Annotated in this window: 15 protein-coding genes; 12 read left to right on the forward strand and 3 right to left on the reverse strand. The window is 71.3% G+C overall.

What is annotated here, in order from left to right; all coding sequences use genetic code 11:
- Nucleotides 1-177: 177 nt before the first annotated feature.
- Together ACZ6Y7_RS31865 and ACZ6Y7_RS31870 are read right to left on the reverse strand one after the other, a co-directional pair.
- Entirely contained in the window at nt 178-1,572 is a 1,395-nt protein-coding gene (locus tag ACZ6Y7_RS31865; protein WP_465761399.1) for an aspartate aminotransferase family protein, read from the reverse strand.
- The gene (locus ACZ6Y7_RS31870; protein ID WP_030243538.1) at nt 1,569-2,042 is read right to left on the reverse strand and encodes an Lrp/AsnC family transcriptional regulator; all 474 of its coding nucleotides are present in this window, start codon (nt 2,040-2,042) and stop codon (nt 1,569-1,571) included. The genes ACZ6Y7_RS31865 and ACZ6Y7_RS31870 overlap by 4 nt, the downstream gene beginning before the upstream one ends.
- Before the next feature lie 268 nt (nt 2,043-2,310).
- Here ACZ6Y7_RS31870 and ACZ6Y7_RS31875 point away from each other — a divergent pair, with 268 nt between their 5' ends.
- The 3 genes from ACZ6Y7_RS31875 to ACZ6Y7_RS31885 all read left to right on the forward strand — a co-directional run bounded on the left by ACZ6Y7_RS31875 (nt 2,311) and on the right by ACZ6Y7_RS31885 (nt 6,681).
- Complete coding sequence (locus ACZ6Y7_RS31875; protein ID WP_465761400.1) at nt 2,311-3,786, forward strand: gamma-aminobutyraldehyde dehydrogenase; 1,476 nt, start codon at nt 2,311-2,313, stop codon at nt 3,784-3,786.
- Between the two features lie 266 nt (nt 3,787-4,052).
- Nucleotides 4,053-5,411, forward strand: a complete 1,359-nt coding sequence (locus ACZ6Y7_RS31880; protein ID WP_465761401.1) for an aminotransferase class III-fold pyridoxal phosphate-dependent enzyme — start codon at nt 4,053-4,055, stop codon at nt 5,409-5,411.
- Between the two features lie 67 nt (nt 5,412-5,478).
- The gene (locus ACZ6Y7_RS31885; RefSeq protein ID WP_465761402.1) at nt 5,479-6,681 is read left to right on the forward strand and encodes a polyamine ABC transporter substrate-binding protein; all 1,203 of its coding nucleotides are present in this window, start codon (nt 5,479-5,481) and stop codon (nt 6,679-6,681) included.
- 20 nt (nt 6,682-6,701) lie between these two features.
- Here the strand turns inward: ACZ6Y7_RS31885 and ACZ6Y7_RS31890 are convergent, their stop codons facing one another.
- Nucleotides 6,702-8,354: a PucR family transcriptional regulator gene (locus ACZ6Y7_RS31890; protein ID WP_465761403.1), complete on the reverse strand. Its 1,653-nt coding sequence runs from the start codon at nt 8,352-8,354 to the stop codon at nt 6,702-6,704.
- 393 nt (nt 8,355-8,747) lie between these two features.
- Here ACZ6Y7_RS31890 and ACZ6Y7_RS31895 point away from each other — a divergent pair, with 393 nt between their 5' ends.
- The 9 genes from ACZ6Y7_RS31895 (at nt 8,748) to ACZ6Y7_RS31935 (ending at nt 19,195) form a co-directional block, all read left to right on the forward strand.
- On the forward strand, nt 8,748-10,259 hold the full coding sequence (locus ACZ6Y7_RS31895; protein ID WP_465761404.1) for a gamma-aminobutyraldehyde dehydrogenase: 1,512 nt from the start codon (nt 8,748-8,750) through the stop codon (nt 10,257-10,259).
- Nucleotides 10,260-10,319: 60 nt separating this feature from the next.
- Entirely contained in the window at nt 10,320-11,570 is a 1,251-nt protein-coding gene (locus tag ACZ6Y7_RS31900; RefSeq protein ID WP_465761405.1) for a polyamine ABC transporter substrate-binding protein, read from the forward strand.
- Between the two features lie 40 nt (nt 11,571-11,610).
- Nucleotides 11,611-12,753: an ABC transporter ATP-binding protein gene (locus ACZ6Y7_RS31905; protein ID WP_465761406.1), complete on the forward strand. Its 1,143-nt coding sequence runs from the start codon at nt 11,611-11,613 to the stop codon at nt 12,751-12,753.
- Nucleotides 12,750-13,679 carry an ABC transporter permease gene (locus ACZ6Y7_RS31910; protein ID WP_465761407.1) on the forward strand — a complete coding sequence of 310 codons (930 nt, stop codon included), beginning with the start codon at nt 12,750-12,752 and terminating at the stop codon, nt 13,677-13,679. The genes ACZ6Y7_RS31905 and ACZ6Y7_RS31910 overlap by 4 nt, the downstream gene beginning before the upstream one ends.
- Complete coding sequence (locus ACZ6Y7_RS31915; RefSeq protein ID WP_465761408.1) at nt 13,679-14,482, forward strand: ABC transporter permease; 804 nt, start codon at nt 13,679-13,681, stop codon at nt 14,480-14,482. The genes ACZ6Y7_RS31910 and ACZ6Y7_RS31915 overlap by 1 nt, the downstream gene beginning before the upstream one ends.
- A 61-nt stretch (nt 14,483-14,543) precedes the next feature.
- Entirely contained in the window at nt 14,544-15,938 is a 1,395-nt protein-coding gene (locus tag ACZ6Y7_RS31920; protein ID WP_465761409.1) for an NAD(P)/FAD-dependent oxidoreductase, read from the forward strand.
- A 196-nt stretch (nt 15,939-16,134) separates the two neighbouring features.
- Nucleotides 16,135-16,566: a hypothetical protein gene (locus ACZ6Y7_RS31925; RefSeq protein ID WP_465761410.1), complete on the forward strand. Its 432-nt coding sequence runs from the start codon at nt 16,135-16,137 to the stop codon at nt 16,564-16,566.
- A 73-nt stretch (nt 16,567-16,639) separates the two neighbouring features.
- Nucleotides 16,640-17,419: a nucleotidyl transferase AbiEii/AbiGii toxin family protein gene (locus ACZ6Y7_RS31930; protein ID WP_465761411.1), complete on the forward strand. Its 780-nt coding sequence runs from the start codon at nt 16,640-16,642 to the stop codon at nt 17,417-17,419.
- A 252-nt stretch (nt 17,420-17,671) separates the two neighbouring features.
- Nucleotides 17,672-19,195 (forward strand): CoA-acylating methylmalonate-semialdehyde dehydrogenase, encoded by a 1,524-nt coding sequence (locus tag ACZ6Y7_RS31935; RefSeq protein WP_465761412.1) that lies wholly within the window; start codon nt 17,672-17,674, stop codon nt 19,193-19,195.
- Nucleotides 19,196-19,429 lie beyond the last annotated feature (234 nt).

Here is a 19,429-nt window from a genome sequence, read left to right on the forward strand (position 1 = left end):
GGGTCGCGGTTGCGGCGCACTGGTCCATCACGGGCAAATCACCCGCATTCAGGCATGTTTGGTCGTGCGACCGTGATGTTGCCGTGGCCGACCGGCGCGGGCGGGGGACGCCGAAGGGCGGCCCCGCGGGGAGCGGGACCGCCCTTCGGCGGAGGGTGGGGAAGAGGGCTCAGGGGATCAGAGCTTCGCCCACGCGTCGGTGAGGCTGGTCCGCAGGATCTGCTCGATCTCGTCGAAGGTCGACTGGTCGGAGATCAGCGGCGGGGCCAGCTGGACGACCGGGTCGCCGCGGTCGTCGGCGCGGCAGTACAGGCCGTTGTCGAAGAGCGCCTTCGAGAGGAAGCCGTAGAGCACGCGCTCGGTCTCCTCCTCGTTGAAGGTCTCCTTGGTGGCCTTGTCCTTCACGAGCTCGATGCCGTAGAAGTAGCCGTTGCCGCGGACGTCGCCGACGATCGGCAGGTCGCGCAGCTTGCCGAGGGTGCCCAGGAAGCGCGACTCGTTGTCGAGCACGTGCTGGTTCAGGCCCTCGCGCTCGAAGATGTCGAGGTTGGCGAGCGCCACGGCGGAGGAGACCGGGTGGCCGGCGAAGGTGTAGCCGTGCAGGAAGGTGTTGTCACCCTTGTAGAACGGCTCGGCGATGCGGTCCGAGATGATCGTGGCGCCGATCGGGGAGTAGCCCGAGGTCATGCCCTTGGCGCAGGTGATCATGTCCGGCACGTAGCCGAACTTGTCGGCGCCGAACATGGTGCCGAGGCGGCCGAAGGCGCAGATGACCTCGTCCGAGACCAGCAGCACGTCGTGGCGGTCGCAGATCTCGCGCAGGCGCTGGAAGTAGCCGGGCGGCGGCGGGAAGCAGCCACCGGCGTTCTGCACCGGCTCGACGAAGACGGCGGCGACGGTCTCGGGGCCCTCGAAGAGGATGGCCTCCTCGACCTGGTCGGCGCACCAGCGGCCGTAGGCCTCGGGGTCGACGGTGCCGTCGGGGCCCTCGAGGTAGTGCGGGGCGCGGTAGATGTTGGTGTTCGGGGCCTTGTGGGTGCCCGGCACCAGCGGCTCGAACGGGGCCTTCAGGCCCGGCAGGCCGGTGATGGACAGCGCGCCCTGCGGGGTGCCGTGGTAGGCGATGGCGCGGGAGATGACCTTGTACTTGGTCGGCTTGCCGGTCAGCTTGAAGTACTGCTTGGCGAGCTTCCAGGCGGTCTCGACGGCCTCGCCGCCGCCGGTGGAGAAGAAGACCTTGTTCAGGTCGCCCGGGGCGTAGTGGGCCAGGCGCTCGGCCAGCTCGACGGCCTTGGGGTGCGCGTAGCTCCAGATCGGGAAGAACGCGAGTTCCTTGGCCTGCTTGGCGGCGACCTCGGCGAGCTCGGTGCGGCCGTGACCGGCCTGCACGACGAACAGGCCGGCCAGGCCGTCGATGTACTTCCGGCCCTTGTCGTCCCAGATGTAGGTGCCTTCGCCCTTGACGATCGTCGGCACGGGGGAGTTCTCGTACGACGACATGCGGGTGAAGTGCATCCACAGGTGGTCGTAGGCGGTCTTGGAAAGGTCCTTCTGCGCCGGGTCGGCTGTCATCGGGTGCCCCAGGTGTAGGTCTGTTTCCGGAGCTTCAGGTAAACGAAGCTCTCGGTGCTCCGCACGCCGGGAAGCGCGCGGATGCGCTTGTTGATCAGTTCGAGCAGGTGCTCGTCGTCCTCGCAGACCAGTTCGGCCAGGAGGTCGAACGAGCCTGCGGTGCAGACGACGTAGTCGACCTCGTCGAGGGCGGCCAGCGCGTCGGCGACGGGCTCGATGTCACCCTCGACCCGGATCCCGACCATCGCCTGGCGGGTGAAGCCGACGGTGAGCGGGTCCGTGACGGCGACGATCTGCATCACGCCCTGGTCGAGCAGCTTCTGGACGCGCTGCCGCACGGCCGCCTCGGACAGGCCCACGGCCTTGCCGATGGCGGCGTACGGGCGACGCCCGTCCTCCTGGAGCTGCTCGATGATCGCCTTGGAGGCGGCGTCGAGGGGAACGCTGGCGTTCCGGTCACGGTTGGCCACGCGGCCACTGTGCCTGATCGTTCCCGTGTTCGCAAGCGAGGAAACTGCTGATTTCGTCGCGATCTTGGAAATCAAATACGGATTTCATCGCCTCCGGACACTCCGCCTGTCGATAACGACAGTCGTGCGGCTACCCTGGCACGGTACGCGCGCGGCCCCGCCGGGCGCCGCGCGTACCGCCACCAGTGGACCGCGCCGATTCGGGCCCGGCCACTCGGCACCCTTCGTGCGTCGGATCCGCCGACGTACCATGGCGCCGGAATCTGCAATGCCGCAGGCCCAGACCGAGGAGAGATCCGTGAGCGACCTTCGCACGCTGCGCAACTACATCAACGGTGAGTTCGTCGACGCGGCTGACGGCCGCACCCTCGACATCGTCGACCCGACCACCGGTGAGGTGTACGCGACGTCGCCGCTGTCCGGTGCCGCGGACGTGGACGCCGCCATGGCCTCCGCCGCCGCCGCGTTCCCGATCTGGCGCGACGCCACCCCGAGCACCCGGCAGAAGCTGCTGCTCAAGATCGCCGACGCGGTCGAGGCCCGGGCCGACGAGATCGTCGACGCCGAGGTGCGCAACACCGGCAAGCCCCGTGCGCTGACCCTCTCCGAGGAGATCGGCCCGATGGTGGACCAGATCCGCTTCTTCGCCGGCGCCGCCCGCCTGCTGGAGGGCAAGGCGGCCGGTGAGTACATGGACGGCATGACCTCGATCATCCGCCGCGAGCCGGTCGGCGTCTGCGCCCAGGTCGCGCCGTGGAACTACCCGATGATGATGGCCGTCTGGAAGTTCGCCCCGGCTCTCGCCGCCGGCAACGCCGTGGTCCTGAAGCCCTCGGACACCACCCCGGCCTCCACCGTGCTGCTGGCCGAGATCATCGGCGGCATCCTCAAGGAGCTGGACCTGCCGGTCGGCGTCTTCAACGTCATCTGCGGCGACCGCGAGACCGGCAAGCTGATGGTCGAGCACAAGACCCCGGCGATGGCCTCCATCACCGGTTCGGTCCGGGCCGGCATCCAGGTCGCCGAGTCGGCCTCCAAGGACGTCAAGCGCGTCCACCTGGAGCTGGGCGGCAAGGCCCCGGTCGTGGTCTTCGAGGACGCCGACATCGCCGAGGCGGTCGAGGGCATCTCGGTGGCGGGCTACTTCAACGCCGGCCAGGACTGTACCGCCGCCACCCGCGTGCTGGTGCACGAGTCGATCCACGACGCCTTCGTCGAGGCCCTGGCCAAGGCCGCCGCCGAGACCAAGACCGGCGGGGTGGACGACGAGGACGTGCTGTACGGCCCGCTGAACAACGCCAACCAGCTGCAGCAGGTGGCCGGCTTCATCGAGCGGCTGCCCGCCCACGCCAAGGTCGAGGCCGGTGGCCACCGGGTAGGCGACAAGGGCTACTTCTACGCCCCGACCGTCGTCTCCGGCCTGAACCAGGACGACGAGATCGTCCAGAACGAGGTCTTCGGCCCGGTCATCACCGTGCAGAAGTTCACCGACGAGGACCAGGCCGTCGAGTACGCCAACGGCGTCGAGTACGCGCTGGCCTCCTCGGTGTGGACCAAGGACCACGCCCGCGCCATGCGGATGTCCCGCCGCCTGGACTTCGGCTGCGTCTGGATCAACACCCACATCCCGCTGGTCGCCGAGATGCCGCACGGTGGCTTCAAGAAGTCGGGCTACGGCAAGGACCTGTCGTCCTACGGCTTCGAGGACTACACCCGCGTGAAGCACGTCATGACCGCGATCTAGCGGGTCATGGCCGTCGGGCGCAGGATGACCGCGATCTAGCGGGTCATGGCCGTCGGGCGCAGGATGACCGCGATCTAGCGGGTCATGGCCGTCGGGCGCAGTTGACGGCCATCCGAGACAGTTCGGTCGTACGGTCGTATGAACCGACCATGGGCCCGGGTCTTTTCGACCCGGGCCCTGTGCCTTTGCATCCTGTCGACGGATCGCGCGACCGACTGACAAGATGAAACTGCCCTTCGCCGACGCCCGGCCCTAGCCTTACCGGCATGAGCATCCCCACCGCTGACTCAGCCGCCGGCCAGGCCGTCAAGGCCGCCGACCGCGCGCACGTCTTCCACTCGTGGTCCGCCCAGGCGCTGATCGACCCCCTCGCGGTGGCCGGCGCCGAGGGCTCGTACTTCTGGGACTACGACGGCAACCGCTACCTCGACTTCTCCTCGCAGCTGGTGAACACCAACATCGGCCATCAGCACCCGAAGGTGGTCGCCGCGATCCAGGAGCAGGCGGCGAAGCTCTGCACCCTCGCGCCCGGCTTCGCGGTCGAGCCGCGCAGCGAGGCGGCCCGGCTGATCGCCGAGCGCACCCCGGGCGACCTGGACAAGATCTTCTTCACCAACGGCGGCGCCGAGGCCAACGAGAACGCCATCCGGCTGGCCCGGCTGCACACCGGTCGGCAGAAGGTGCTCTCCACCTACCGCTCGTACCACGGCGCCACCGCCAACGCGATCGCCCTCACCGGCGACCCCCGGCGCTGGGCCAACGAGACCGGCGTCTCCGGAGTGGTGCACTTCTGGGGCCCCTACGCCTACCGCTCCAACTTCCACGCCGAGAACGAGGCGCAGGAGTGCGAGCGCGCGCTGCGGCACCTGGAGGAGGTGATCGCGTTCGAGGGGCCCGGCACCGTCGCGGCGGTCATCCTGGAGACCGTCGTCGGCACCGCGGGCATCCTGGTCCCGCCGCCGGGCTACCTCGCCGGGGTGCGGGAGATCTGCGACCGCTACGGCATCGTGTTCATCCTCGACGAGGTGATGGCGGGCTTCGGCCGTACCGGCGCGTGGTTCGCCGCCGACCACTGGGGCGTCACCCCGGACCTGCTCACCTTCGCCAAGGGCGTCAACTCGGGCTACGTGCCGCTGGGCGGCGTGGCGATCAGCGCCGAGATCGCGGCCACCTTCGCCGAGCGGCCGTTCCCGGGCGGGCTCACCTACTCCGGCCACCCGCTGGCCTGCGCCTCGGCGGTGGCGACCATCAACGCGATGGCGGAGGAGGGCATCGTCGAGAACGCCAAGCACATCGGCGAGACCGTGATCGGCCCCGGCCTGCGCGAGCTGGCCGAGCGGCACCCGTCGATCGGCGAGGTCCGCGGCCTGGGCGTGTTCTGGGCGCTCGACCTGGTGAAGGACCGGAAGACCCGCGAGCCGCTGGTGCCGTACAACGCCGCCGGCGCCGCCAACGCGCCGATGGCCGAGCTGGCCGCCGCCTGCAAGCAGCGCGGGCTCTGGCCGTTCGTCAACATGAACCGCTTCCACGTCGTCCCGCCGTGCACCGTCACCGAGGAGGAGGCCAAGACCGGCCTCGCGGTGCTGGACGAGGTGCTGTCGCTCACCGACGCGCACACTGTCTGACGTACCGACCGGACGGCCCCGGGCACCCCGTGTGCCCGGGGCCGTCCCACGCCCCGGAAGGCCGCCCATGCCCAGCAGCTCCACCCTGACCCGCCGCACGTCCCGCTCCTCGCTCATCCGCCGGCGTTCCGTGCTCGGCGGGGCCGCGCTGCTCGGCGCGGGCACGCTGTCCGGCTGCGGGATCCCGTCCGCCTACGTCGCCGAGGACCGGCGCTCGGCACCGGACCGCTCGGAGAGCGACAAGCGGCTCGCCTTCTCCAACTGGACGCAGTACATCGACACCGACGACCAGGGCCGGCGCCCGACCCTGGACGGCTTCACCGCGAAGACCGGGATCGAGGTCACCTACACCGAGGACATCAACGACAACGACGAGTTCTTCGGCAAGGTCAGCCCGGTGCTCACCCAGGGGGCCGACCCCGGCCGGGACCTCATGGTGGTCAGCGACTGGATGGCCGGACGGTACGTCTCGCTGGGCTGGGTGCAGGCCATGGACCGGGCCAACCTGCCCAACGTCACCGCCAACCTGGACCCGCAGCTCGCCGATCCGGCCTTCGACCCCGGGCGCCGGCGCAGCGTGCCCTGGCAGTCCGGGATCACCGGCATCGCGTACAACCGCAAGGCGCTCGGCCGGGAGATCAAGTCCACCGCCGACCTGTGGGCGCCCGACCTCAAGGGCCGGGTCACGCTGTTCGCCGGGCTGGACGAGGCGCTCGGGCTGCTGATGCTCTCCCAGGGCGCCGACATCGCGGCCTTCGACGACGACGACGCGCACAAGGCGATGGACCTGGTGCAGAAGATGGTCGACACCGGCCACGTCCGCCGTTTCACCGGCAACGACTACACCAGCGACCTGGCCTCCGGCGCGGCGCTCGCCTGCCAGGCCTACTCCGGCGACGCCGTCCAGCTCACCGCCGAGAACCCGGACATCGCGTTCGTGGTGCCGGAGGAGGGCGGCGAGCTGTGGGCGGAGAGCCTGATGATCCCCAACCGGGCCGCCCACAAGCGCAACGCCGAGCTGCTGATCGACTACTACTACCAGCCCGAGGTGGCCGCCGAACTGGCCGCGTTCGTCCAGTACATCTGCCCGGTGCCGGCCGCCCGCGAGGTGCTCGCGGCCGGCGGCGACAAGGAGAAGGCCGAACTCGCCGAGAACCCGCTGGTCTTCCCGACCGAGGAGATGCGCGCCCGGCTGCACTCCATGCGCGACGTCACCTCGGCCGAGCGGCCCCGGCTGCACAAGGTCTGGGGCCGGATCACCGGGGTCTGAGCCCCCGGCCCGCGGGGGCCTCAGCGCCGTACGGCGTCCAGCGCGAGCAGGGCGACGTGCAGGGACAGGCAGGACTCGACCTGGTCGAGGTCGACGCCCAGGATCCGCTCGACCTTGTGCAGCCGGTCGTAGAAGGACGGCCGGGACAGGTGCGCCGCGTCCGCCGCGGCCGACTTGTTCCGGCCCTGCTCCAGGTAGATCCGCAGCATCTGCACCAACTGGCCGTTGTGCTCGGCGTCGTGGGCCAGCAGCGGGCCCAGCTCGCGCTCCACGTAGGTCTGCAGCCGGGCGTCGTCGCGCAGCAGGTGGAGCAGGCCGCGCAGCCGGACGTCCGGCAGCCGGTAGTAGGAGGCGGTGCGGCCGCCGGGCGAGTCGTGCAGCGCGGCGTCGGCGACCTGGGTCGCCTCCAGCAGGGTGCGCCGGGCGTCGCGCACCGAGCCGACCGAGGAACCGACCGCGACCACCGGGCCCGCCGGGTCGGCGCCCTCCCGGGCGGCCTCGGCGGCCATCCGGCGCAGGGCGGCCGAGAAGGCGTCCAGGGCGGCGTGCTCGTCCTGCTGGGTGCCGAGCGCGATCAGCAGGCCGACGGCCTCGTCGTCCAGCGCGCCGACCAGGGCGGAGAGCCGGGCGGCCCGGACCGCCCCGGCCGCCAGTTCGGTGAAGTCGCGCAGCCGGGCCTGGGCCTCCAGCGCGGCCGGGATCGGCCCGCGCCGCTGCCGCAGCACCACGCCGACCAGCCGCCGGCCCTCCAGCGGGACGCCGAGCGCCTGCGCGCGCAGCGTCGCCTCGGAGACGGTCAGCGCGTGGGTGAGGATGCCGGAGAGCAGGGTGCGGTGGGTCTGCCGCTCCAGGCTCTCCCGGTCGCGCACCACCAGCCGGTTGAGCGCCAGCGCGGAGGCGCCGCGCTCCAGCAGCATGGTGTGCGGGTGGGCCTCGCCGGCGGGCAGCGGTCCGGGCTCCTGGACCAGCACCAGCCGGCCCCAGTCCTGGCCGCGGGCACCGACGGTGGTGACCAGCCAGCCGCTGCGCGGGTCGTGGCCGGTGCGGCCGGCCGGACGGACCCCGCGCGAGCGGCGCTCCCAGTCCTCCAGCACCTCGGCCTCCGGACGCCCGGCGGTGTCGTGGGCGAGCACCTGGTGGGCCAGGTTCTCCAGGACGACCGGCGCGCCCGCCATCCGGGCCACCTGCCGGATCACCTCGGGCGGCTCGGCACCCTCCACCACCAGCTCGTTGAACACCTGGTGGACGGACTCGGAGACGCGCAGCTGCTCCAGTTGGGCGTTGACCACCAGTGCGTGCACCGCCTCGGTGACGGCGACGAAGCGCAGCTCGCGGCGGAGCGTGATCAGCGGCAGTCCGCGCTGCTCGGCGGCGTTCACCAGCGCGCGGGGGAGCGCGTCGAAGTAGCGCCGCCCGTACTCGACGACCAGGCCGGCCACCCCGACCTCGTCCAGCTCGCGGACGTAGCGGGCCAGGCCCTCGCGGTCCTCGGGCAGCGCGATGCCGGTGGTCAGCACCAGCTCGCCGCCCTGGAGCACGCCGGCCACGTCGGGCAGCTCGCTGACGTGGACCCAGCGGACCGGCCGCTCCAGGTGGTCGGCGCCGGCCACGACCTGGGGCAGGCCGCGCCGCATCACCTCCAGGTCGAGTACTCGGGCGACGGTGGGGAGCATCGCGGGGCCTCCAGGGCCGTGCGGGCCGGCGTGGCGCAATCGGGCTGGTCAGAGTGTCAGGTAAATCATCCATCCCCCCGACGACCTGTCGCCCTGGCATGACCCTTGCACCCTGTAAGGCCCTTCGCGCCGAGGTTGCCGCAGTGACCCTTGTCACGCCCGGGCGGCACCGGGCATGGTCAGCGGGTCGGCCGTGGCGGAACACCGGCTCCCACGCCGGAATCCGTCGCGTTGACCAGAACGCAACGTGGAATCCCTTGTTCGGAAACAACCGGACTGTCAGGATCGCGCAACCCCGATGATCGGCAGGACGGATTCCCGCACCTCCGCGGACCCCCACCCGCGGAGCGGCGCCCGTCGCGCAGTCGTACCACCGGCACATGGAGGAACCAGATGCACCTGACCGACTTCGGCGCGGGCGCGCAGTACATCGCGGGCCGCCCGACCCGGGGCGGCGGCGAGCCCTTCCAGGTCGTCAACCCCGCCGACGGCAGCGTGGTCGAGCAGGTCGCCCTGGCCGGCACCGGGGACGTGGACGCCGCCGTCGCCGCCGCGAGGGCCGCGCTGCCCGGCTGGTCCTCGGCCACCCCCGGCGCGCGCTCCGAGGCGCTCACCCGGCTGGCCGCCGTGCTGACCGAGGCCTCCGCGGACCTCGCCCGGGTGGAGACCGCGCAGACCGGCAAGCCGGTCAAGCTGGCCACCGAGTTCGACGTCCCCGGCACCGTCGACAACACCGCGTTCTTCGCGGGCGCGGCCCGCAACCTGGAGGGCAAGGCGGCCGGCGAGTACTCCGGAGACCACACCTCCTACGTGCGGCGCGAGGCGATCGGCGTGGTCGGCTCGATCTCGCCGTGGAACTACCCGCTGCAGATGGCCGCCTGGAAGATCCTCCCGGCGATCGCGGCGGGCAACACCATCGTGCTCAAGCCGGCCGAGCTGACCCCGCTCACCTCGCTGATGTTCGCCGCCGCCTGCACGGCGGCGGGGATCCCGGACGGCGTGGTCAACGTGGTCACCGGCGCCGGGCGCACCGCCGGCGAGCACCTGGTCGGGCACCCGGACGTCGCGATGGTTTCCTTCACCGGCTCCACCGCCGTCGGGAAGCGGGTCGCCGAGATCGCCACCGCGAGCGTCAAGCGCACCCACCTGGAGCTCGGCGGCAAGGCCCCGTTCGTGGTCTTCGACGACGCCGACCTGGACGCCGCCGTGCACGGCGCGGTCGCCGCCTCGCTGATCAACGGCGGCCAGGACTGCACCGCCGCCACCCGCGCGTACGTCCAGCGCCCGCTGTACGACGCCTTCGTGGCCGGGGTGGCCGAGCTGTTCGCGGCGATCCGGATCGGCGACCCGCTCAACCCGCACACCGACCTCGGCCCGCTGGTCTCGTACACCCACCGGGACCGGGTGGCCGGCTTCGTGGAGCGCGCCCGCGGCTACGCGACCGTCGTCACCGGCGGCCGCGTGCCGCAGAAGGGCCACGACGGCCACGACCTCACCCGGGGCGCCTACTACCCGCCGACCCTGATCACCGGCGCGGCCCAGTACAGCGAGGTCGTCCAGGGCGAGGTCTTCGGCCCGGTGCTGGTCGTGCTGCCCTTCGACGGCGACGACGAGGGACTGCGGCTGGCCAACGACACCCCCTACGGCCTGGCCGCCTCGGCCTGGACCACGAACGTGCACCGCTCGCTGCGCGCCACCCGGGAGATCGCGGCCGGGTGCGTCTGGGTCAACGACCACATCCCGATCATCAGCGAGATGCCGCACGGCGGCTACAAGGCGTCCGGCTACGGCAAGGACATGTCCCAGTACTCGCTGGACGAGTACACGCAGGTCAAGCACGTCATGTTCGACACCACCGCGGTGGCCCGCAAGGACTGGCACCGCACCGTCTTCGGAGACAGATAACCCCCCCAGGACCAGGGGCGCTTCCCCCACGCCCCCTTCTCCCCCCAGGAGGCCCGTTCCATGGCGTTCAACGAGCTCACCGACGGTCTGCCCGAACCGGTCCGCAGGGCCTGGGAGCGCAGCCTGACCGGCGGCCGGGCCGCACTCGGCCGCCGCACCCTGCTGCGCGCCGCCGCCCTCACCGCCGGAGCCGGCACCCTGACCGCCTGCGGCATCCCGGCGGCTCCCCGGGCGACCGGTGACTCCACCGCGAACGCCGCCAAGGACCTCTCGGACACGGAGAAGGAGGTCAACTTCTCCAACTGGCCGCTGTACGTGGACACCGACGAGCAGGACAAGGAGAAGCACGGCACCCTGGACGCCTTCACCCAGGCCACCGGGATCAAGGTCAAGTACACCGAGGACGTCAACGACAACGTCGAGTTCTTCGGCAAGATCAAGCCGCAGCTCGCCTCCGGCCAGGACACCGGCCGCGACCTGGTGGTGCTCACCGACTGGATGGCCGCCCGGCTGATCCGGCTCGGCTGGGTGCAGAAGCTGAACCCGGCGAACGTCACCACCGCGATCACCAACGTCGAGCCGCGCTTCCGCGCCCCCGACTGGGACCCGGGGCGGCTCTACTCCTACCCGTGGGCCGGCATCCAGGTCGTCGTCGCGTACAACAAGAAGGCGACCAAGGGGAAGGAGGTCACCAGCGTCTCCCAGCTGTTGGACGACCCCGAGCTCAAGGGCCGGGTCACCTTCCTCTCCGAGATGCGCGACAGCATCGGAATGGTCCTGCTGGACATGGGCAAGGACCCGGCGAAGTTCACCGCCGACGACTTCGGCGCCGCGATCGCCCGGGTGCAGAAGGCCGTCGACAGCAAGCAGATCCGCCGCTTCACCGGCAACGACTACGGCCAGGAGCTGTCCTCCGGCGACATCGCGGCCTGCGTCGCCTGGGGCGGCGACCTGATCCAACTGCGCGCCGACAACCCGGACATCGAGTTCGTCGTCCCCGACGCGGGCTTCATCTCCTCGACCGACAACCTGCTGGTCCCGGCCAAGGCGCAGCACAAGGCGAACGCGGAAAAGCTGATCGACTTCTACTATCAGCCGAAGATCGCGGCGCAGCTGGTCGCGGGCATCGGCTACGTCTCCGCCGTCACGGGGATGAAGGACGAGCTCGCCGCCCTCGCGCCGGACAGCGCGGCCAACCCGCTGGTCGTACCCACCCCCGAGATGGCGGCCAAGGCGCACGTGTTCCGCACGCTCACCGAGGGCGAGGAGAGCGACTTCGAGGAGAAGTTCTCCAAGCTCATCGGCGCCTGACCCCCGTCCACGGCAGAGAGACCCAGGAAGACACCACCCCATGACAGACCAGCAGCGTGACGCGGCCGCCGGCGGCGACGTCCGGCTCACCGGCATCGGCAAGACCTACGGCTCCTTCACCGCCGTCCACCCCCTCGACCTCACCGTGCCCCAGGGCTCCTTCTTCGCCCTGCTCGGCGCCTCCGGCTGCGGCAAGACCACCACCCTGCGGATGATCGCCGGCCTGGAGGAGCCCACCAGCGGCGCCGTCCTGATCGGCGGCCAGGACGTCACCGCCCTGCCCCCGTACAAGCGGCCGGTGAACACCGTCTTCCAGAGCTACGCGCTCTTCCCGCACCTGGACATCTTCGAGAACGTGGCCTTCGGCCTGCGCCGGCGGGGCAAGAAGGACGTCAAGAAGCAGGTCGACGAGATGCTGGAGCTGGTCGAACTCGGCCAGTACGCCCGGCGCAAGCCGCACCAGCTCTCCGGCGGTCAGCAGCAGCGCGTCGCCGTCGCCCGCGCCCTGATCAACCATCCGCAGGTGCTGCTCCTGGACGAGCCGCTCGGCGCCCTCGACCTCAAGCTGCGCCGCCAGATGCAGCTGGAGCTCAAGCGGATCCAGACCGAGGTCGGCATCACCTTCGTCCACGTCACCCACGACCAGGAGGAGGCCATGACCATGGCCGACACCATCGCGGTGATGAACGGCGGCCGGGTCGAGCAACTGGGCGCGCCCGCCGAGCTGTACGAGAACCCCGCCACCACCTTCGTGGCCAACTTCCTCGGCCAGTCCAACCTGCTGCCCGCCGAGGTCACCGGCACCGAGGGCGGCGACCTGCTGCTGAGCGCGGCCGGCGCCCGCCTCAGCGTGCCGAAGGTGCGCTGCGCCACCGAGGCCAAGAACGTCCACCTCGGCGTGCGCCCGGAGAAGATCACCATCACGCACGCGTCCGAGCAGGTCGCCGAGGGCCGCAACGAACTGGTCGGCACGGTACTGGACTCCAGCTTCATCGGCGTCTCCACCCAGTACGTGGTGCGCACCGAGGGCGGCCAGGAGGTCACCGTCTTCGAGCAGAACATGGAGCGCGACGCCCGGATCGTCCCCGGCGCCGCCGTCCGGCTGCACTGGAACCCGGCCCACTCCTTCGCCCTGGACGCCGCGCAGGCGATCGACGCGGGCACCGCGGAGGAGGCCGCATGACCGCCACCACCCCGGCCGCGCCGCCGCAGGTCATCCCCCTGGCGCCGGCGGAGCCCAAGCCCCGGCGCAGGCTCACCCCGTACTGGCTGCTGCTGCCCGGCATCGCCTGGCTGGTGGTCTTCTTCGCCGTCCCGATGGTCTACCAGGCGTCCACCTCGCTGCAGACCGGCTCGCTCGAAGAGGGCTTCAAGGTCACCTGGCACGTCTCGACCTACTGGGACGCCCTGGTCGAGTACAAGTGGCACTTCGTCCGCTCGTTCTCCTACGCGGGCGTCGCCACCGTGCTCTGCCTGGCCATCGGCTACCCGCTCGCGTACACGATCGCCTTCAAGGCGAACAAGCGCTGGCGCAACGTCATCCTGATCCTGGTCATCGCGCCGTTCTTCACCAGCTTCCTGATCCGCACGCTGGCCTGGAAGACCATCCTGTCCGACGGCGGCCCGGTGGTCGGCGCACTGAACGCGCTGCACGTCCTGGACCTCACCAACCTGGTCGGACTCACCTCCGGGGACCGGGTGCTGGCCACGCCGCTCGCGGTGGTCTGCGGTCTGACCTACAACTTCCTGCCGTTCATGATCCTGCCGCTGTACACCTCGCTGGAGCGGATCGACCCCCGCCTGCACGAGGCGGCCGGCGACCTCTACGCCCGGCCGTTCACCACCTTCCGCAAGGTCACCTTCCCGATCTCGCTGCCGGGCGTGGTCGCGGGCACCCTGCTGACCTTCATCCCCGCCTCCGGCGACTACATCAACGCCCAGCTGCTGGGCTCGCCGAGCGAGCAGATGGTCGGCAACGGCATCCAGAAGCAGTTCCTGAACGTGCTCGACTACCCCACGGCGGCCGCGCTGAGCTTCATCCTGATGGCCCTGATCCTGGGCATGGTGACGGTCTACATGCGCAAGGCCGGGACGGAGGAACTGGTCTGATGTCCCGCATCCTGAAGTGGGTCCGCGCCCACCTGGTGGTCCTGGCCGGTCTGCTGGCCCTCGCCTACCTGGTGCTGCCCAACCTGGTCGTGCTCGCCTTCTCGTTCAACAAGCCGGTGGGCAAGTTCAACTACGAGTGGAACGAGTTCTCCACCGACGCCTGGACCAACCCCTGCGGCGTGGCCGACATGTGCCAGTCGCTCTCGCTCAGCCTGCAGATCGCGGTGTTCGCCACCATCGGCGCCACCGTGCTCGGCACCATGGTCGCCTTCGCGCTGGCCCGCTACCGCTTCCGCGGCCGCTCCGCCACCACCGCGATGATCTTCCTGCCGATGGCCATGCCCGAGGTCGTCATGGCCGCCTCGCTCGGGACGCTGTTCCTCAACATGCGCATCCCGTTCGGCTTCACCACCATCCTCATCGCGCACATCATGTTCTGCCTCAGCTTCGTCGTGACGGCGGTCAAGGCGCGCGTGATGAGCATGGACCCGAGGCTCGAACAGGCCGCCCAGGACCTCTACGCGACCCCCGCCCAGACCTTCCTGCGGGTCACCCTGCCGCTGGCGGCGCCCGGCATCGCCGCGGGAGCGCTGCTCAGCTTCGCGCTCTCCTTCGACGACTTCATCATCACCCAGTTCAACTCGGGCCCGACCACGGTCACCTTCCCGATGTTCGTCTGGGGCGCCTCGCAGCGCGGCATCCCGGTGCAGGTGAACGTCATCGGCACCGCGATGTTCCTCGCCGCCGTCGTGCTGACCGTCGCCGGTCAGTGGCTCGGCAACCGCAGGAAGGCCACCGCCTGACGTACGGTCGGTCAGCGGTGGCACGTAACGTCATCTATCCGTAGAAAGTGGCTGATAATGCATGGACTCCGCCCGCGCACTCCGTGACGCCAGGCCCACCCCCTTCTGGCTGGAGGACCCGGGCCGGCCGGCGGCGCTGCCCGCCCTGGTCGGCGACACCACCTGCGACCTGCTGGTCGTCGGCGGCGGCTACTCCGGCCTGTGGACCGCCCTCATCGCCAAGGAACGCGACCCCTCGCTGGACGTCGTGCTGGTCGAGGGCAACGAGGTCGGGTGGGCCGCGTCCGGGCGCAACGGCGGATTCTGCGCGGCCAGCCTCACCCACGGCTTCGGCAACGGCCTGGACCGCTGGCCGTCCGAACTCGCCCAGCTGGAACGCCTCGGTGCCGCCAACCTCGACGGCATCGAGGCCACCCTCAAGCGCTACGGCATCGACGCGGAGTGGGAGCGCACCGGCGAGATCGACGTCGCCACCCAGCCCCACCAGGTCGAGGAACTGCACGAGGTCGCCGAGGCCGTCGCCCGGTACGGCCTCGACATCACCGTCCTGGACGCCGACCAGCTGCGCGCCGAGGTGAACTCGCCGACCTTCCTCGGAGGCCTCTGGGACAAGGAGGGCGTGGCGATGGTCCACCCCGCCAAGCTCGCCTGGGGCCTCAAGGACGCCTGCCTGAGCCAGGGCGTGCGCGTCTTCGAGCACACCCGGGCCACCGACCTGCGGGAGTACGGCAGCGGCATGGCCGTCCGCACCCCGTACGGCCGCGTCTTCGCCCGCCGCGTCGCGCTCGGCACCAACGTGTTCCCGTCCCTGCTCAAGCGGGTCCGCCCGTACATCGTGCCGGTGTACGACTACGCGCTGATGACCGAGCCGCTCACCGAGGAGCAGCTCGCCTCGATCGGCTGGCGCGGGCGGCAGGGGCTCGGCGACAGCGCCAACAAGTTCCACTACTTCCGGCTCTCCGCCGACAACCGGATCCTCTGGGGCGGCTACGACGCCGTCTACCACTACGGCGGCCACGTCCGGCACGAGTACGACCAGCGGCCGGAGACCTTCCGCACCCTGGCGCACAACTTCTTCCGCTGCTTCCCGCAGCTGGAGGGGCTGCGCTTCACCCACGCCTGGGGCGGCGCCATCGACACCTGCAGCCGGTTCTCGGCCTTCTTCGACACCGGCTACCGGGGCAAGGTCGCGTATGCGGTCGGCTACACCGGGCTCGGCGTCGGCGCGACCCGCTTCGGCGCCGAGGTGATGCTCGACCTGCTCGCGGGCGAGCGCACCGAGCGCACCTCGCTGGAGATGGTGCGCAGCAAGCCGCTGCCGTTCCCGCCCGAGCCGGTGCGCTGGGCCGGGATCGAGATCACCACCCGGTCGCTGGAGCGGGCCGACCGCAACGGCGGCCACCGCAACCTCTGGCTGCGCACGCTCGACCGGCTGGGCCTGGGCTTCGACAGCTGACCGTACGTACGCCCCGTACCGGCCGACCGCACGGGCCGACTCCGGCCGGCAGCCGAGCGCGCGAGCCGACCTCGGTCGCCACCCGTGCGGACCCGTGTAAGAGGGACCCGCCGTCCGCCTCTCCTTGGTGACGGCGGGTCCCGGTCTTTCCCGCCGCGCCCCAACAGCACGAACGGCGAGGAGCGGGGACACACATATGGAGCGCAGCGGACTGCACTGGCTCGCCCAGGCGGCACCGGACCCGGAGTCCTTCCGGGAGCAGTGGGAACGCACCGGGCTGGGGCTGGTGCTGCTCCCGGCCGGCCGCCGCTGGGACGTCCTGTCCGTCCCCGGCCGGCTCGGCCGCCCGGTGGTGGAACTCCTGGACACCGGCCTCTGCGGCCCGGTCCTCGCCGACTTCGGCGAGGGACACGTGAGCTTCCTGGTGCCGCCCGGCACCGCCGCCCGGTGGGTCGGCACGGGCGTGCGCGGTGCCGGGGAGGGCACCTGGATCGTGCTCCCGCACCCCGAGCGGCGCAGCCGGGGCGTGCGCTGGCTCGTCCCGCCCGACGGCTCCGGGCGGCTCAACGACCCGGTGCTGCTGGAGCTCGCCCTGCACGAGGCGGCGGCGGTGCTCGGCGGGTGGTGAGCCGGGGCGGGACGAAAGCGGCCGGCCGGTCGGCGGTGGCGCGCGGAGCGGGCGGTCGCGTCAGACTGGAGGCGTGACCACCGCTCCGCACGCCGTCGACGCCTCCCTGCGACCCGGGCCGGCCCAGCTGCGCCTGGCCGGCCTGGCCGCACCGGTCTGCGAACGGTACGGCCTCGCCCTCGCCGGTGGGCACGCACTGCGCGCCCACGGGATCGCGGCCTGCCCGCAGGACGGGCTCACCCTGGCGACCGGCGCCGCCGACCTGGCGGAGGCGGCCGACGCGCTGGCCGAGGCGTACCGGGCCGCCGGCGGCGGCGTGGCCGAACGGCCGGGCACCCCGCGGCTGGAGCAGCTGACCGTCCGGCTGGCACTGGGCGGCCGGACGCACTCGGTGGACCTGCGCAAGGAGCCGCTGGGCCACCGGCCGGTCCGGCTGGACCTCGGCGCGCCCGGGCCGGACGAGCCGCCGGTGGTGCTGCCGGTCGTCGCCCTGGAGGACGCGGCGGCGCTGGCCACCGTGCTGCTCGTGGACCGGGGCATGCCGCGCGACCTGATCGACGTCCACGCCCTCACCCGCTACTACCGCGAGGGCGAACTCCTGGCGTTGGCCGGGGAGTTGGACCAGGACTTCCAGCCCGCGGCACTCGCCGACCGGCTGGAGACGCTCGCCGAGGCGGCGGACGGCCGGTTCCGCGCCCGCGGCGTTCCGGCCGGGGCGGTGGGCGAGCGGAAGCGGTGGGCGCTGGCATGGGCGCAGGACCTGCGCCTGGACCTCCTGGAGACCCAGGAGGCGGCGGACGGGCTGCACGACCCGTACCTGGAGGAGCCGTCCCCGGAGGACGAGGAGGCCTGAGCGCGCGACGCGGCCGGACGGGACCACCGGCCCTGCGGAGTTCGGCCGACACGTTCGGAGCAGCAACCGGACGACCTGTAAGGCTGAATCCGAGATCCCCGTCAGCCTGTTCGTTGAGCCGGGGCCGGCCGGCCACCAGACTGGAGACGAGCGCGGTAGCCCCGTGAATTTCCGTCGCCCGGCCCACTCGCGGGCGGCGCCAGACCGGACCGGTGGCAGGACGCCGCCCGGGACTTCGGAGGCAGACGGACCTTGAGCAAGCACATCATCCACTGGATCGGCGGCAAGCCGGTCGCCACCGCCGGTGCGGCGCCCCGCCGCGGTGACATCTTCGACCCGGCCACCGGCCAGGTCGCCGGCCAGGTCGACTTCGCGGGGATCGCCGAGGTCGACCAGGCGGTGGCCGCCGCCGCCTCGGCCTTCACCGAGTGGCGCACCGCCTCGGTCGCCCGGCGGTCGACCGTGCTCTTCGCCTTCCGCGAGCTGCTGAACGCCCGCCGCGACGAGCTGGCCTCGATCATCGTGTCGGAGCACGGCAAGGTGCACTCGGACGCCCTGGGCGAGATCGCCCGCGGCCTGGAGGTCGTGGAGTACGCCTGCGGCATCCCGCAGCTCATCAAGGGCGGCTTCACCGAGCAGGCCTCCACCGGCATCGACGTCTACTCGATCCGCCAGCCGCTCGGCCCGGTCGCGATCATCTCGCCCTTCAACTTCCCGGCCATGGTGCCGATGTGGTTCTTCCCGATCGCCATCGCGGCCGGCAACACCGTGGTGGTGAAGCCCTCGGAGAAGGACCCGTCGGCCGCCAACTTCCTCGCCGGGCTGTGGAAGGAGGCCGGCCTGCCGGACGGCGTCTTCAACGTCGTCCACGGCGACAAGGTGGCCGTCGACCGCCTGCTGGAGCACCCGGACATCAAGTCCGTCAGCTTCGTCGGCTCCACTCCGATCGCCCGCTACGTCTACGAGACCGGCACCCGCTACGGCAAGCGCGTGCAGGCCCTGGGCGGCGCCAAGAACCACATGCTCGTCCTGCCCGACGCCGACCTGGACCTCGCCGCCGACGCCGCCGTCAACGCCGGCTTCGGCGCGGCCGGCGAGCGTTGCATGGCGGTGTCCGTCCTGGTCGCGGTCGACCCGATCGGCGACGAGCTGGTCGAGAAGATCAAGCAGCGGATCGCCACCCTCAAGGTCGGTCCGGGCTGCAACGGCGACTCCGAGATGGGCCCGCTGGTCACCGGCCAGCACCGGGACAAGGTCACCTCCTACGTCGAGTCGGGTGTCGCCGACGGTGCCGAGCTCGTCGTGGACGGCCGCAAGCACCCGGTCACCGCCGAGGACAAGGACGGGACCCCGACCGTCGACGGCTTCTGGCTCGGCCCGACGCTCTTCGACCACGTGAAGCCCGGCATGTCCGTCTACAACGACGAGATCTTCGGCCCGGTCCTCTCGGTCGTCCGCGTCTCCTCCTACGACGAGGGCCTGGCACTGATCAACGCCAACCCCTACGGCAACGGCACCGCCCTCTTCACCAACGACGGTGGCGCGGCCCGGCGCTTCCAGTTCGAGGTGGAGGTCGGCATGGTCGGCATCAACGTGCCGATCCCGGTGCCGGTCGCCTACTACTCCTTCGGCGGCTGGAAGGCCTCGCTGTTCGGCGACGCCCACGCGTACGGCCCGGACGGCGTGCACTTCTTCACCCGCGGCAAGGCCGTGACCCAGCGCTGGCTGGACCCCTCGCACGGCGGCATCAACCTCGGCTTCCCCACCAACAGCTGAGCCCGAGCTCCACGGCGCGCCGACCGGACCCCCTCTCCCCGGGGTCCGGTCGGCGCGCGTTTGCCTACCGTTTGCATCCGCCCTCCGAAGCGCGTAGAGTTCTTCGAGCTGCTCGGCAGGGAGCACCGGACACGCGTCTGCGCGGACGGTCCCGGGGCGGCCAATCCTCTGAAACACACTTCCCAGGTCCGTGCTGGGTCGCGTCCGCGTTTCGCGCTGCGTGGCTCGGTGCTG

The sequence above is a fragment of the Kitasatospora sp. NPDC053308 genome (assembly GCF_055585785.1).

Coding starts and splice junctions, on each gene's coding strand:
- ACZ6Y7_RS31900 (WP_465761405.1), top strand. CDS start 10,320: ATGGCGTTCAACGAGCTCACCGACGGTCTGCCCGAACCGGTCCGCAGG.
- ACZ6Y7_RS31890 (WP_465761403.1), bottom strand. CDS start 8,354: ATGCTCCCCACCGTCGCCCGAGTACTCGACCTGGAGGTGATGCGGCGC.
- ACZ6Y7_RS31915 (WP_465761408.1), top strand. CDS start 13,679: ATGTCCCGCATCCTGAAGTGGGTCCGCGCCCACCTGGTGGTCCTGGCC.
- ACZ6Y7_RS31895 (WP_465761404.1), top strand. CDS start 8,748: ATGCACCTGACCGACTTCGGCGCGGGCGCGCAGTACATCGCGGGCCGC.
- ACZ6Y7_RS31920 (WP_465761409.1), top strand. CDS start 14,544: ATGGACTCCGCCCGCGCACTCCGTGACGCCAGGCCCACCCCCTTCTGG.
- ACZ6Y7_RS31925 (WP_465761410.1), top strand. CDS start 16,135: ATGGAGCGCAGCGGACTGCACTGGCTCGCCCAGGCGGCACCGGACCCG.
- ACZ6Y7_RS31875 (WP_465761400.1), top strand. CDS start 2,311: ATGCCGCAGGCCCAGACCGAGGAGAGATCCGTGAGCGACCTTCGCACG.
- ACZ6Y7_RS31905 (WP_465761406.1), top strand. CDS start 11,611: ATGACAGACCAGCAGCGTGACGCGGCCGCCGGCGGCGACGTCCGGCTC.
- ACZ6Y7_RS31880 (WP_465761401.1), top strand. CDS start 4,053: ATGAGCATCCCCACCGCTGACTCAGCCGCCGGCCAGGCCGTCAAGGCC.
- ACZ6Y7_RS31865 (WP_465761399.1), bottom strand. CDS start 1,572: ATGACAGCCGACCCGGCGCAGAAGGACCTTTCCAAGACCGCCTACGAC.
- ACZ6Y7_RS31885 (WP_465761402.1), top strand. CDS start 5,479: ATGCCCAGCAGCTCCACCCTGACCCGCCGCACGTCCCGCTCCTCGCTC.
- ACZ6Y7_RS31910 (WP_465761407.1), top strand. CDS start 12,750: ATGACCGCCACCACCCCGGCCGCGCCGCCGCAGGTCATCCCCCTGGCG.